Origin of the sequence: Oceanococcus sp. HetDA_MAG_MS8 (genome assembly GCA_019192445.1) — a bacterium.
In the GTDB taxonomy this organism is placed as follows: Bacteria; Pseudomonadota; Gammaproteobacteria; order Nevskiales; family Oceanococcaceae; genus MS8.
In genome coordinates this window covers 126,873-141,504 of sequence record JAHCMK010000005.1, presented here as the reverse complement: position 1 = coordinate 141,504, position 14,632 = coordinate 126,873, and the positions used below count along the sequence as shown (strand labels likewise).

The window sequence follows — 14,632 nt, the reverse complement described above, 5'->3', positions numbered from 1 at the left end:
CTATGCTGAGGGGGGTTCTATTTGGGTGAGTGCCCATGCTCGGTCTTATTCTTCGCACCCCAGCAAGGCCCTTCGCCAAGCTGATGCTTTTGTTGGGCATCATGGCGGCGGCCACCAGCAATGCGGCCGGCCCTGCCATGCCACAGGCTGGTGATGACCTTATGCGAGTGTATCGCGGCCTCCATGCCCATCCGGAGCTCTCCTTCAAGGAAGTTCAAACCAGCCGTTACCTCGCCCATGAACTCCAGGAACTCGGATTCTCTGTGAGCACGGGGTTGGGAGATGCCTGGGTGCGCGACAAAGCCCATAGTGCCGTCGGTGAGCTAAGGCCGGGTGTGGGCGGCTATGGCGTGGTCGGCGTGTTGCGCAATGGCCCCGGACCTACCGTCTTGATCCGCACCGACATGGACGGACTACCCGTGCCCGAGAACACGGGCGTGAGTTACGCCAGCACCGTCGAAGGTCAGACCTGGACCGGGGTCGACAGCCCGGTGATGCATGCCTGCGGGCATGATGTGCACATGACCAGCTGGGTGGGTACCGCCCGCGAATTGGTGGCCAAACGCAGGGATTGGTCCGGCACTTTGGTATTGATCGCCCAACCTGCCGAAGAGATCGGCCTGGGCGCACAAGCCATGCTGGAAGATGGGCTGTACGCGCGTTTTCCCCGGCCCGATTACAACCTGGCCCTGCATGTATCCGCCGCCACGCCGGCAGGGACGGTGTCCTATTCCTCCGGCTGGGCGCTGGCCAATGTGGACAGCGTAGACATCACCGTGCGTGGGGTGGGTGGGCATGGGGCCTACCCGCACACCACGGTGGATCCGGTGCTGATTGCGGCCCATATCGTCACCAGTCTGCAAAGCCTGGTGGCCCGCAATGTGGACCCGCAAACTCCCGCGGTGGTCACGGTGGGCTCGATAACGGCCGGCGCCAAGCACAACATCATTCCGGAGCAGGCCCAACTGCTGCTCACGGTGCGCTCCTACGCGGATGACACCCGCAAGCTGTTACTCGATGGCATCCGCCGCATTGCCAAGGGTCAGGCAGCGGCCTTCGGAGCACCCGCCCCCACCGTCGCCGTGGAAACCGACTACACCCCGGCCACCTACAACGATCCCGACCTCACCCGCCGCGCCATGGCCGCCATCGGCCGCGAAATCGGCAAGGACCAGGTGCAAACCATCACCGCCGTGATGGGCGGCGAGGACTTCTCTCAATACGGCCGGACCAGCGACAAGATCCCCAGCCTGATTTTCTGGGTGGGCGCCGTGGAACCGCAGCGCTACGCCCAAGCCCAGAAGGGTGGTCAAAGCCTGCCATCTCTGCACTCACCCAGCTTCGCCCCAGATGCCGCAAAGACCATCGACACAGGCGTACGCGCCATGACTGCCGCTGCCTTGGCGCTGCTTAAAGAGGATTAACGGGGCGCTAGGAGACCAAGACGGCTTTTACCACCACCCTGTCATGGAGGCGCTGAAGACATCCGCGAGCCAGGCAAAGTGGCCCGCCACCGGAGCACAGCGCCCGCAGCATATGGGCGATATGTGGGGAGTGCGCGCATCTCCGGCGGGTCAGATTGCAAGCGCAGCGATTTACCCAGCGTCTCCTTAGGGTGCGAAGGCACTGCCGTCGCAAGAAGCCTTGTCCTCGCCCTGAGCAAACCAGATCGGCGTGGTGACCGCCACAACTTCGTCCAGGCGCTCATCGCCATCCTGGTCGGCGGTGTCAATCACGCGGGCGAATAACCACTGCTCTTCAGGCTGGTCAGGTGCCTGGGCGTAGGTCAGCTCGGCGCCATCCACGGCGGAAGCAACAATGCCACCTGCGCCCACCAGCTCAATGCGTGGCGAAGCCACACCCGAGACCTTGACTGAGAAGGTCATTTGGCGACCGGCCGGCAGGCTCACGCGGCTGCCCATGGGCCAAGCATTCGATGCCGCTCTACGTCCGAAGGGGCTGAAGCTCATCTTCGGGCGCCACCAGGATGACGCCATGCGCCAACTCGAAAATCTGCTAAGCGCAGGCCTTGGGCACTCCGATCGTGTAGACGATGACTTTGGTCACAACGCCCTCGCTGCGCAGACGCAGCGCTCCTTGGTTGGCGATTAAGGAAGCCGGGTTGACTCTTCGTCATTGACGCAATTCAATCCTGTGCCTAAGCCATCATTCTTGATGCGTACACGAACGCTGTACTCCGTCACGCGCTGAATCGGACCTGCGATCGTACGATCCTTTAATTACTTTCCTCTGGAAGTCAGAAGCTGGGCCCCTACTCAACCGCCCCCCCCGGCTGTCAGCGGCGACCCACACATGCCAATAGCGATTGACAGCCGCGCACGGTTGTCGTAGAAAAGAAAAAGCCATGACGACGCGGCTAACTTGCGGGTCAAGGCTGGAGAACAATGAGGAAGGATGTCAACAGAGGTCAGTGCGCCTCGGCCTGTGCGTTGCACAGGCCGTATTCATTGATAAGGCCTCCGTCAATGCGGAGGGGCAGCGCACGGCAGCTGTGCGCCGAGCGTGATCGTGGGTCCCATCAGAAACGATGCTTTGAACCCGTGGCACGAGCTGTTGTATGCCGGTTTCTGCAAGTGAGCCCGAGACTATTACCCAACGCCATAACACTCGCCGTAACACTCGCCGTGTTGTCAGATTTCCACATCGTTCCGGCGCACGTCCTCGATCGGGAAAGTCTGGCGCTACCGCGTTTCCCTGCCGATCCGGACCGCGCGCACCGAAAAAAATTCACTTTAGATTGATGCGGATCATCGGCCCAGGCCGGACGATCCCGTCATAAGCTGCGAGGACTCAGTGTAAGAGACCTCGTTCATAATCAACACCGGAGGGAACACATGAGAAGTGAAATATTAACGTGGGTCGTATATCTGGCCGCTGGCGCGACATTGACGATACCTTTTCAATCCGACGCTGACGGATTTCAGTATTTGGGAAGTAGAGACATTGACTTCATAGAAAGTGAGATCGTCGAAATCGAAGGACTCGATAAAGGTGAGTCGTGCCGTTTTCTACTCACGGATACTTCTAGTGCTCGAGACTCAAGCAACAGAAGATTGCACGTATATCGCGCGATCGACTATGAAGAATGACGCGCTCTCGTGGAGGTGGGAACTGTAAGATCCACCTCAACTGATGCAGCTGGCTTCACTATACCCGCATCCACAGTCTTGCCAATTGGGGTTGCAGCGGGTGTCTCTGGACCGGCGGGATTTTCGGTGGGCACAGCCGGAGTCGAACTCGTGGAGCTGGAAGCCTTGCTAGAACTTTCTGACTTGTTTTCAGACCCTCTTACTGCAGCGGATGAGGCGGCCGACACAAGAAATGTCTCCTGTGGATTCACTGTCGACGTTATAGACAACGAAGCAGTCTTTGCACACCAGCTGAATGAAGCGACTCCCTTGATAAACAAGATCGTGAGTGGGATTAATGTTAGAAATTCCCGCTACGAGTGGAATTCATTCTGTTGGAATGGTGGGTATTATCAGCCTCTATCGGAATCTCATTCTTCAGTTTATGCAGAACAGCAAACGGAGACCGCCTTTTTCTGGACGCCGGTCGACGAAGATGGCGAACCATCTCCATTTCTTAATGAGCCATTCCTCTCCGGCTCCACAACTTATTGCAATAGAGAGTATGAAACTGGTGATTTCAGCATAATGGGCCTCGGAGGTGCCGCTACACTCCATGCGCAAATTCAAGAAATCCCAACTGTCTACGACTGTCCATCCACAGGAAAACCCATGCTTCTGGCGTGGCTTGGAGCGACAGTAATTGCAAAGGTTACCGCTACCCGCGGAGCTCCTTTGGTCGTAAACACAATGCTCCACGAATTCATTAAAGATCGTGTTTGCGCGGACGGTGGCATAGAGTGGACTCCGCCGACGGTAATGATTTCCGGTAATTGCAACTGAGTGACTCATGCTCATTACGGCAGATTTTTTTCAGGGGTGGGCATAAATGCTCACCCCTCTATAATTCTTATAACCAACATGCTGCAGTGTGCGCGCTACGAACTCCAGTTCGCGAGGAGTAGATAGATGGGCCATTCAACGAATATCAGTCAAAACGGCACTCGTGTATTGGTGCTGACATCCATCATTGCTTCCATTTCTCTGACTGGATGTTTCGGGGGAGTGGAAGGAGGGACTTTATATGAGCCTGGCATTAGCGACCATAGAAACACGCGCTCCTTTGAGCCATTAGTCAATATAACGGAGTTCCATTGGAGTATGAGCGTAGCGGGATCATCCAGCTTATCCACTCGCATTAGGTTTCGCTTCCCCGAAACCCAGGGTCTATGCACCATTATTTTTATGACCCGATCAAACGCTTCGGATGTATCGTGGGTAGAGGCGATGAATCGGATTGAGTTCCCAGAGGTCATATGGCCGTCAGAATTTTCTTCAGCGAGATTCAGCGGCGAAGCGGAAGTACTGTACCTCGATGCGCTCGGGCTGCGATCGATCGAGAGGATGGGCGAGATCTATTCAGAGGCCCTTGAGGTGTACACGGGCGAGTCACCCGGCGGAGATGTCGTCATCACACAGATATCCAACCGATTCACTGAGCACTCAGGACCCGAGCGCATGGGGTCTGTGACTTGTGAAGACCCATTCGATGTTGTGGGCGCCACATGGGGAGATGAAGCTTATTTTCGCGACATCACGAACGCAGAAGGCGTTGGGTTCCAAAGCGGTGACCTCTCTACAACCGCCGCCTCGGCCAGTCTCAGCCTCAACAGCGACAACTCAGGCGCGTACTTCGGTTCGCTCAACGAGTACAGCGCCACCGTCATTAGCCACCCCGAGGGAATGGACGTTTTGGCATCTGGTGGGGTTCGCGAATTCCCAGCGGGGCCGGGCCAATACCAATTCGACATCAGTCAAGGGGGCGCTGATGCGGGATGGTTCGTAGCAGCATACGGCATGGATCAATCTGTCAACTTGCGTGAAATTCAATTAGACGACTCGCCTTTCGAAGAAGTTTGCATGAATGAGGTTTGTGGGTACATTCCGCGCGGTCAGTCGGACCAAGATCGAAGGGGAAAGCAGGCGTTCTCCTGGATAAGGAATTAGACCGAAGATGGAGCCATCAAATAACAACAGCATTGGCACTTGTAACATCGCTAGGACGTTTGTCGGCGTCATTTTTTGGCTATATTGGCAGGCTGCGCGGGAAGGGGTTTCTCATTTCCGATACTAACCTCCAACACTCATCGTTCGAGCGATAATTATCGCTATCGCGATGCCGCTATCGCTGTGCCGCCTCAAAGTGCAATAATTCTGGCGAATGCTCTCGAAGTATGGCGCCAGATTGATGCTGAAAATTTAGCAGAGCACGCTTTGTGGGTATTTATGTTTCAGTCGGCATGCCCGCTTCAATCCGATGCTCAATCACTGCTACATGAGCTGGCGGAAATTTTCACCTCGTCTGCAGCAATGGACGAGGGATCTGGGGGTTGGGTTGTTAAAGCGACATCTTCTATAAGACAGATCGAGATGAATCAGAGCCAGCTGACGAGTTGGGTTGATTCCGCATCAAGGCTATCCAAGGCAAGTGGTTGCCAGTTAACAGCTTGGGAGATCGTGGATGTCAATGCCAAGAAGGTTTATCGCAGCGAAATTTCTGCCAGCTCATAATTATCTGATTGAACTCATCACCGGACGTCAGTTCGTATCCCCCATGATTGGACCCTAACCGCGAGTCGGTGGCGGCGAACATGCACGTGGTCCGCTTCCGGTACTGGCAAACAAAGTTGTCCACATTGTCATTCAGCTTCATATTATGAAACTCTTGTTTGATCGAACGCGGGATCATTCAGCCGAACGGCACCGATGAGGGTCCAGTTTCGGGTTGATCTCTTCCCGCGGCCAGGTCTTTACTGACGCCACTTTTTGAAACGGCCTTCCGGTTTTGGAGAATCGCCGCATCTCCTCCGGAATAGCGCTATGCCGACGAAACGAATCACAACGCTGTGTGCCGACGCCGCTCGTCGTACCCACGTATAACAGCCTCGACCATTTGGCGAACACCAGCAATATCAATATACCCACCAACGGGATAGTCCGCTCGATATTTCAGCGAACGAAACAAATATTCAGAGTATGGATCGTCATCATTAATGGGCGTACGAACGCGTGATGTCCAGGCGTTCCGGCAAGGCTGTAAAACTCCCCATTCTTTCGGCTGCCGTGGTCAGCACGAGGACGCCGTTCCCACCATGTTGTTAGCGCGTGAAAGCGCTGCCGTCGCAAGAGGCCTTGTCCTCGCCCTGAGCAAACCAGATCGGCGCGGTGACCGCCACCACTTCATCCAGGCGCTCATCACCATCCTGGTCGGCGGTGTCAATCACGCGGGCAAATAACCATTGCTCCTCAGGCTGGTCAGGGGCCTGGGCGTAGGTTAGCTCGGCACCATTCGCAGCGGCGGCAACGATGCCCCCCGCGCCCACAAGCTCAATGCGTGGCGAAGCCACACCCGAGACATTGACCGAAAAGGTCATTTGGCGACCGGCCGGAAGGCTGACGCGGCTGCCCATGGGCCAGCGCGGCTCCGTCTCCAGTGCCGGCCGTGCCGAGAACTCCACACGCACATCGTTATAGGCATGCGCCAGGGCATAGAAGCGGCGAGCCAACATGGCCTGCTTGAGGCTATCGGGGCTGCGATCCGGGGCAATCATGATGGTTTTGGCCCGTTCCGGACGCGCCCAAGACTGGCCATGCTCGTCTTCGGCGCCAATGGGGCCGAGGTGCCAGCCCTTTCTCAGGGCATGCGCGTACCAACCACCCTCTGGGGCACCGTTGTCGCCGTCGTAGTAATCGCCGGACTTGCCATACATTTCGATGCCCACCACCCGCTGGGCTACTTCGGCGCGGTATTCGAAGTCGTTCCAGTTGTAGGCCGGATCGCCGTTGTAAACCGTTCCGCAGGTCTCAGCCAGTGGCCCCAGTTCTTCACAGGCCGCATGCAAGGTGTCTTCACGGCCGGGATGGTTGAACACCGCCAAGCCATCATTCCCTCCCAACAGATCCGCAGGCAGCCCAAACCAAAGCCAGAAGTCCTCCATGGAGATCAGATAGCCGGTGGTGGTCTTGGCGTTCCAGTCAAAGCTGGAGAAGTAGACATTGATGTGACCGAAGCGATCAGAGGTCCACTCGAAGCCGCGGAAGGCAGTGAAGTCTGGCGTCGATGCTTGCGCGGCCATGTCCGCGGTGCGCTCCCATTTCAGCACGCCATCCGGCGACGCTTGAACACAGGCTGGCAAGTCCGCCGAGGCGCAGTCGCCGTTGGCGGTGATCGGCAGGCGGGCGTTATCCGAGTGCTCCGCGCTGCCCATGAAATCCAGCCCCAGCTCTGCGCCAGCGGCAAAATAATCAGCAGGCGTAGTACCCACAGCCCCATCCGAGAACCCGCTGTGCTCATGCATGGAGCCCAGCAGATGCGGCCATTCCAGGGCGGCCTTGCAGACGGCGGGCGCATCGGATCGATCAGGCACCGATGTCACCTCGGTGGAATCATTACATGCCGGCAACAGCACGATTGGCGCCGCGCAGCACAGCAGGCGCAATACCTTGGGGAGTTTCATAGCAGTTCTCAGGGTTCTCTGCACCGTGAATAAGGGGGAGTAACGGTGCCTAACCTCTCACTATGCACTTACTCCATGACGGCTATATGAACGTCGTCTGCCCGCACATCAGGTTCAAGGACGACATAAGTCTGGTGTTGTCGTGTAGAGCGAGGGTCGACTGCGTACTCAAGATCAGCCTTTAATTTCGGCAGAGTTGAGTGCGACGCAGCCGTTGCTCGCTGCGCATGACGTGCAAAATGAAGACCCGCCCATCCACTTTAGAATGCCGATAAATGACGCGGCAGGGTGGCTCAATCACCTGTCGGTAACGCTTGCCGCCAAGTTCGCTGGGCAGCGATCCGCTATCCGGGTGCGACTCGAGTTGATCGACGTGTGCGAACACATTTTCCACGAGTGACCTCGCAGCCTCAGGGTTATCCAGCGCAATGTAATCTGCAATTGCATCCAAATCCGCGAGTGCGGGTTCAGTCCAGATTACCTCAGCCATCGGGCCATTTTGGACTTGGCCTCTTGATGGGAGACCGTGCGGCCATCTTCGACGGCTCGCTCCCCTCGCGCGATTCCCTCCAGTACACTAATCTTGTCTTGAAGCTTCTCGTAGCTCTCGATATCTACGAGATACGCCGATGGGAGCCCATGTTGGGTGATCATGATGGGTTGTTTGTCGCGCGCTAATTCGCTCAGCAAATCGCTGGCTTTACGCTTCAATGTGGTGACGAGTTCGGTCCGCATATAGTGATACTAAAGTGTCACTCACTAGCATTCAAGGGACCGGGTCAACCGCCTAGTTGAGGACGCGCGCAACTAGCCTCTGGGCCACATAGGCTAGAAGATAAACCTGTACTTCCCCTCCTGCTCTTGAATAGGGCGCCTACGCCAAAGGAATCTCAAACCGCTCCAGCAAGGCCAACAGCTCCGCCTCGGACCAGACCTCGATCCCTAGATCCTGCGCCTTGGCGAGCTTGGAGCCTGCGCCCGGCCCGGCGATCAACAGGTCGGTCTTGGCCGAGACTGAGCCGGTAACCTTGGCGCCCAACGACTGCAGATGAACCTTGGCCTGGTCGCGGGTGAGCTGCTCCAGGGTGCCAGTAAGCACAATGGTTTTGTCGCGCACCGGGCTGTCCTCAGTGGCCTGGCTGCCGCCCGCATCCTCGGGCCAGTGCAGGCCAGCTTCCAGTAGCTCCATGACCATGGCGCGGTTCACCTCGGTCTCGAAGAAATGGCGAATATGCGCCGCCACAATGGGGCCGATATCCCGGATGGACTCCAGCTCCTGCTGGCTGGCATTCATCAAGTCCTCCAGCCGGGTAAAGTGCGCGGCCAGCAACTGGGCCGTGACTTCCCCTACTTCCCGAATACCCAAGGCATACAAAAAGCGCGCGAAGGTGGTTTGCTTAGCCTGCTCCAGGGCCTGAATCACATTAGCAGCCGATTTGGCGCCCATACGCTCCAAGCCCAGTAGCTGCTCGGCATTGAGCCGGAACAGGTCCGCCGGCATGTCCACCAGCCCGGTTTCCACCAGGGTAGCCACCAACTTATCGCCCAGTCCCTCCACATCCAGTGCCCGCCGCGACACCATATGCATCAGGCCTTGGACTTTTTGCGCCCGGCAGTTCAGGCCATTGGGGCAGCGAATGACGGCTTCGTCGCCGACTCGCCGTGCGGGTGTGCCGCATTCCGGGCAGGACTGGGGCTCGGTCACTTCGACGGCCTCCGCGGGCCGCAACTCGGCCTGCACACGAACCACCTCGGGAATCACATCACCGGCACGCTGCACGATGACGGTGTCACCGATGCGCACATCTTTGCGCCGAATTTCATCCATGTTGTGCAAGGTGGCATTGGAGACCACAACTCCGCCCACTTTGATGGGACGGAGCCGCGCCACCGGCGTGAGGGCGCCGGTACGGCCAACCTGCCAATCGATGGACTCAACCGTTGTGCTGGCCTGTTCGGCGGCAAATTTCCAAGCGATGGCCCAACGCGGTGCGCGGGCGACCTGGCCAGCCTCTTCGCGTGCGGCGAAGTCATCGACCTTGATGACCTGCCCGTCGATATCGAAGGGCAACTTCGGCCGCTGCTCTTGCAGCCATTGGTAATAGTCCATGCAGGCCGTCAGATCCTGCGCCGGGCGGACCTGCGCGGCAACCTTAAAGCCCCATTGCGCAAGAACTTCAAACAGCGCGCTTTGGCTAGGGGCTACTGCTGCGCTCTGCCCGCCCAGGCCATAGGCAAAAAACTGCAATGGCCGGCGTGCGGTCACGCGGGCGTCGATTTGGCGCAGAGAGCCGGCGGCGGCATTGCGTGGATTGGCGAAGAGTTTGCTGCCCTCGCTTTCAGCGCGCTGGTTGAGCGCAGCAAAGTCGGCGTGTGTCATCACAACTTCGCCACGCACCTCCATCCATTCTGGCCAGCCTTCACCGCGTAAACGCAGTGGCACCGAGCGAATGGTACGGACATTGGGTGTTACATCCTCCCCAGCCGTCCCGTCACCGCGAGTCGCGGCCTGCACGAGCAGGCCATGCTCATACCGTAGCGAGATGGCCAAACCATCCAGCTTGGGCTCACAGATGTATGTGGGCCTGCGCTCCAGCCGTTTACGTAGCCGGACTTCCCAATCCTGGACTTCTTCCGCACTGAAAGCATTGGCCAAGCTGAGCATGGCTTGGGCATGCTTCACCGCCGCAAAACTAGTTTCTACCGGGCTGCCCACGCGCTGCGAAGGAGAATCCGGAGTGAGTAGCTCAGGGTAATCTGCTTCCAGCTCTTCCAGCTCACGTCGCAGCGCATCGTAGGCGCCATCGCTCAGCTCGGGCGCATCTTCGACGTAGTAAAGATGATCGTGCCGGCGCAGGGCCTGCGCAAGCTGCGCATGTCGATCACGAGCCGCCGCCGGAGCGGCGCCCGATTCAGCCAAGGGCGCGCCCTCGCACCTGCTCGCGCATCGCTTCCATACCCTCAATGGTCAGCGGCTGACGCTGGGCATCAACTAGTTCGGCATCAAAGCGGTCACACAGGCTTTCAGCCGTGGTCAAGGCATCTTCCAACACGGCTGGAGCACTCGAGGCCAACTGGTCCAGCTCCAGGTAAAACACCAAACCTGGAGTGCTGAGATTGTCCGCCTCGTCCGGGTTCAAGGTGCCGGGTTTGGTGATAGCGCCCACGCTGTATAGGTTGCGGCCATCAACGCCCCGCTTATGGTAGTAGCCGTGCTCGCCAAAACTCAGGCCCGCCATTTCCAGGGCCGGGTGCAACTCTCCCGCTGGCAGCGGCTGTGCTTGGCGCTGGTGAATACTAATTGCGAGAATGCCTGCCGGCATCGCAGGCGCACTGTCGTCCAGCGTAGGCTCGCTGCGGTCACCCATTTTCCGGGGCTTGCCCACTAAGCCATCATCATCAAATAACGAGATCTGCTTTTCTTTAGGCGGATGCTTCCACACCGCCTGCTGGTTACTGCGGCGTCGCACCTGCCAGTAGATCCCCCCCACGGCTAAAACCGCGACGACCAGCAGTACCATCTGCAATTCGTTCATAACTGCCTCAAGCCGGTTCTTCAGTCATTGCAACAGCTGCACTCACGTCCACGCCCACCAGGCGGGATACGCCTGCCTCCTGCATGGTTACCCCGTGCAAAGCGTCAGCCATCTCCATTGTCACCTTATTATGCGTGACTACGATGAATTGCACGTGTTCGCTCATTTCGCGCACAACATCACAGAAGCGAACCACGTTGGCATCATCGAGCGGCGCATCCACCTCGTCGAGCATACAGAAGGGCGCGGGGTTGAGCTCGAACAACGCGAAAACCAGCGCAACTGCCGTTAGCGCCTTTTCCCCGCCAGAGAGCAAGGCAATGGAGGCGTTCCGCTTGCCTGGAGGTCGGGCCATGACCTTCACGCCAGCACTAAGCACATCGTCGCCCATAAGCTCCAATCCCGCCTCGCCGCCACCGAACAAGCGCGGAAAACGCTCCTGAAACTTGGCATTGACGGTGTCATAGGTCTTTTTGAACAAGGCTCGTGTTTCTCGGTCAATCTGCGCCATCGCTGATTCCAGCTGCTCCAAAGCAGCGCGCAGATCGGCATCTTGTTTGCGCAGGTCCTCCGCCCGAGCTGACTCCTCCGCAAACTCCTCCACCGCAGCCAAGTTCACTGCACCAAGGCGAGTGAGTTTGTTCTCAAGTTCTTCCAGCGCCTGTTGCACGCCGCGCAAGCTGTGGTCCTCGTCTACGGCTTCCTGAGCAGTCCGCGGACTCAAGCCATGCTCTTGCATCTGCTCGCGCAAAGCCTCCAAGCGGCTACGTAGCCCTTCCCTCTCCAGCTTCGCCTCTTGTAAAGCCTGCAAGGCAGCTTCATTCGCCGCCCGCGCCTGCTCCAGGGCCTTCTGCGCTTGCTGGTGCTGCTGCTGGGCCTGCTGCAGCGCTTGTTGAGCCTGGTTGCGCGCGTCTACCTTGGCGGCATGCACCGCCGCCGCCTCTTCGCGCTGATGACCACGACTTTGCTCCAGAGGCAACTCCTGCAAAGCCTGCTCTGCCCGCGTCATGGCGGTTTGCAGGTTCTCCAGACTTTGCGTGCGCGCACTGACTTGTGACTCTGCCGCAGCCCGGCGCCGCAGCCACTGTTCACGCTGCCCACGCAGGGCGTTGAGCTTCTGCCGCAAAGCCTGCAACTGCTGTTGCAGACCTTGAGCTTGCTGCTGCGCCTCACGCCAGCTTTGGTCTGCCTGTTGTGCAACCACCTCACGTTGCTCTAGCTCGGCTTCGGCAGCGCGCAATGCCGACTGCCTTTGCTCTAATTCGACGTCTAGCGTTTGCTGATCTTTTTGGCTGGCCTGCAATGCCGCCTGACAATCTTCTAAGCGCTTGCCGTGCCGGTCGTGCTCGGCCTGCGCGCGATCAATCTGCGCCTGCGCTTGGTTGAGCTGATGACGCACCTGATTCAACTGCTGCCCCGTGGCAGACCAAGCTGACTCCGCCGCGCTCAGTTCTTCTTGCGCTTGCCGCAGGCTGGCTTCGGCAGATTCCGCACTGGCTTGCGCCTGCTCCCACCGTGATTGCGCTTCCTGCAAGGCCTTCTGCCGCAATAAGACCCCACCGGATTCGTCATCTGTACTTGCCGCACGCACAGCGCCCGCCCAGCGCATTTCTCCGTTGGGTAAGGCGCAGGCTCGATACCGCTGCAAAGCCTCGGCAACCTGATTCACGTCGGGCACAAAAGCCACGTCTTGCAGCATGGCCAACACAGCAGCAGGCGCGTGAACGCCATAGGCTAAGCACTGCTCAGGTGCATCTGGCAAGGTTTCAACGCTGGCAGTAATAACCGCAGAAGCCGTAGGCAATTGGGCCTGCGGCAAACGCTCCACCAGAGGCGCCTGCAGCCACTCCCGTAGAACGGCCTCTACAGCGGTTTCCCGGCCGGCTGGCACCTGCAGCACCTCACCCAGAACCTGCGTCCAGCTCATACCTTGATCTCGTAGCTGCTTTTCCACGTTACGGTCTGCGGCGCGCAGGCTACGCTCTTGCTCGGCCTGCAGCACATCTCGGCGCGCCTGAGCCTGATTACGGCTGGCGAGCGCGGCTTGCTGCGCTTGCTGGGCCGCTTGACGCTGCTCCCGCGCCGACTGCAGTCGGGCGGTTGCGCGGTCCTGAGCCTGCTCCGCGTCGCCCCGTTGTTGCTGAAGTCTGCTCAGCTCTGCGGCCAACGCCTCAAGATTTCCCTGCGGCGGGTTCTGACGCAGCTGATCCAGCTCCTGCTCCAGCTGTGCCAAGCGTCGTTGTAGTTGCTGCTGCTGGGAGCGCAGCTGTTCCAACCTAGCCTGCTCCCGTGCGCGGTTAGCGCGCGGCTCCTCAGCGGCCCGGCGCGCCTCAAGCAGGGACTGCTGCGCCGCCGACAAGGCCTCTGCCGCCGTACTTTGACGCTGGTCTTCGCCTTCCTCGGCGCTGGTGAGCTGCTGCAGCTCGGCGTCCATCTCCTGGAGAGCAGCGTCCGCACGCTTGTGCTCCTCTCGCGCCTGCTCCAAGGCGCTTTGCTGGCGCTGGGCATCGCTGCGGAGTTGCTTCAACTCATCTTCACGGACACTACGGAGTTGTTGCTGATGCGCTAGCTCTTGGTCGATCCGTGCCAGCTCGGCTTGGCTGGTGTAGAAAGCCTCGTCCGCCTGTTGTTTGGCCGCTTGCTTAGCGGTTTGAGCTTGCTCGGTGTTTTGTACCGCCACCATGGCATCTGTGAGGTCTTGACGAGTGGCGTCGGCAGCGGAATTTGCCTGGGCGATGGTGTTATCCCCGCCTTGCTGGGCTTGCTCTAGCTCCCGCCAGCGCAAGCCATAAAGCGCGGCCCGCAGCCCACGCTGCTGACTGCGATACTCCTTGTAACGCTCGGCCGCCCGCACTTGGCGCTTGAGCTTGGCCAAGCGGTCATCGATCTCGCTCACCAGGTCATTCAAGCGCTCCAGGTTTTCACGGGTATGTCGGATACGAATCTCGGTTTCCCGTCGCTTTTCCTTATAGCGGGAGACGCCGGCCGCCTCTTCGAGCATTCCGCGTAGATCATCAGGCTGCGCTTCAACCAGGCGACTGATAGTGCCTTGTTCAATGATGGCGTAATTTGCTCGCGGCCCCAGCCCCGTGCCCAAGAACAGCTCGGTCACGTCCTTCCGCCGGCATTTCTGGCCATTGATGTAGAACACCGACTGCCCATCCCGGCTGAGCTCCCGGCGTACCGCCACCTCCGTGTACGCCCCCCATTGACCGACCAGAGTGTTGTCGGAGTTGTCGAAGACCAGCTCAATGGAGGCCCGCCCCACCGGTTTACGCGTGCGCGACCCGGAGAAGATGACGTCTTCGAGGGAGCTACCGCGCAGCTGACGCGCACTGGACTCGCCCAGCACCCAGCGCACGGCATCAATCAGGTTGGACTTACCACAGCCGTTCGGCCCCACAATCGACGTGAGGTTGCTGGACAGGCGCAGCTCCGTTCTATCGACGAAAGATTTGAACCCGGCAAGCCGAATGGCCGAAAGACGCAA

General features: G+C 58.9%; 11 protein-coding genes. 4 read left to right on the top strand and 7 right to left on the bottom strand.

Translation table 11 applies throughout. The features are described from left to right. Window positions 1–35 precede the first annotated feature (35 nt). Window positions 36–1,424, top strand: coding sequence for an amidohydrolase (locus KI787_10400; GenBank protein ID MBV6630362.1), 1,389 nt, complete (start codon window positions 36–38; stop codon window positions 1,422–1,424). 186 nt (window positions 1,425–1,610) lie between these two features. On the opposite strand, the gene KI787_10395 is transcribed toward KI787_10400, so the two are convergent. Beyond that, window positions 1,611–1,997 carry a hypothetical protein gene (locus KI787_10395; GenBank protein ID MBV6630361.1) on the bottom strand — a complete coding sequence of 129 codons (387 nt, stop codon included), beginning with the start codon at window positions 1,995–1,997 and terminating at the stop codon, window positions 1,611–1,613. A 1,122-nt stretch (window positions 1,998–3,119) separates the two neighbouring features. Here KI787_10395 and KI787_10390 point away from each other — a divergent pair. The 3 genes from KI787_10390 (at window position 3,120) to KI787_10380 (ending at window position 5,660) form a co-directional block, all read left to right on the top strand. Beyond that, window positions 3,120–3,932 (top strand): hypothetical protein, encoded by an 813-nt coding sequence (locus KI787_10390; protein MBV6630360.1) that lies wholly within the window; start codon window positions 3,120–3,122, stop codon window positions 3,930–3,932. 444 nt (window positions 3,933–4,376) lie between these two features. After that, complete coding sequence (locus KI787_10385; GenBank protein ID MBV6630359.1) at window positions 4,377–5,096, top strand: hypothetical protein; 720 nt, start codon at window positions 4,377–4,379, stop codon at window positions 5,094–5,096. A gap of 75 nt (window positions 5,097–5,171) precedes the next feature. After that, a complete protein-coding gene (locus KI787_10380) occupies window positions 5,172–5,660 on the top strand; it encodes a hypothetical protein (protein MBV6630358.1) in 489 nt (162 codons plus the stop codon). Between the two features lie 587 nt (window positions 5,661–6,247). On the opposite strand, the gene KI787_10375 is transcribed toward KI787_10380, so the two are convergent. The 6 genes from KI787_10375 to smc form a co-directional block, all read right to left on the bottom strand. Further along, window positions 6,248–7,606: a hypothetical protein gene (locus tag KI787_10375; GenBank protein ID MBV6630357.1), complete on the bottom strand. Its 1,359-nt coding sequence runs from the start codon at window positions 7,604–7,606 to the stop codon at window positions 6,248–6,250. A gap of 181 nt (window positions 7,607–7,787) precedes the next feature. Next, the gene (locus KI787_10370; protein ID MBV6630356.1) at window positions 7,788–8,096 is read right to left on the bottom strand and encodes a type II toxin-antitoxin system RelE/ParE family toxin; all 309 of its coding nucleotides are present in this window, start codon (window positions 8,094–8,096) and stop codon (window positions 7,788–7,790) included. Further along, window positions 8,084–8,341: a type II toxin-antitoxin system Phd/YefM family antitoxin gene (locus KI787_10365; protein MBV6630355.1), complete on the bottom strand. Its 258-nt coding sequence runs from the start codon at window positions 8,339–8,341 to the stop codon at window positions 8,084–8,086. The genes KI787_10370 and KI787_10365 overlap by 13 nt, the downstream gene beginning before the upstream one ends. 139 nt (window positions 8,342–8,480) lie before the next feature. Next, entirely contained in the window at window positions 8,481–10,526 is a 2,046-nt protein-coding gene (gene ligA, locus KI787_10360) for an NAD-dependent DNA ligase LigA (protein ID MBV6630354.1), read from the bottom strand. After that, window positions 10,519–11,142 (bottom strand): cell division protein ZipA C-terminal FtsZ-binding domain-containing protein, encoded by a 624-nt coding sequence (locus KI787_10355; protein ID MBV6630353.1) that lies wholly within the window; start codon window positions 11,140–11,142, stop codon window positions 10,519–10,521. Before KI787_10355 ends, ligA begins: the two co-directional genes overlap by 8 nt. Before the next feature lie 7 nt (window positions 11,143–11,149). Continuing rightward, a complete protein-coding gene (smc, locus tag KI787_10350; protein MBV6630352.1) occupies window positions 11,150–14,632 on the bottom strand; it encodes a chromosome segregation protein SMC in 3,483 nt (1,160 codons plus the stop codon).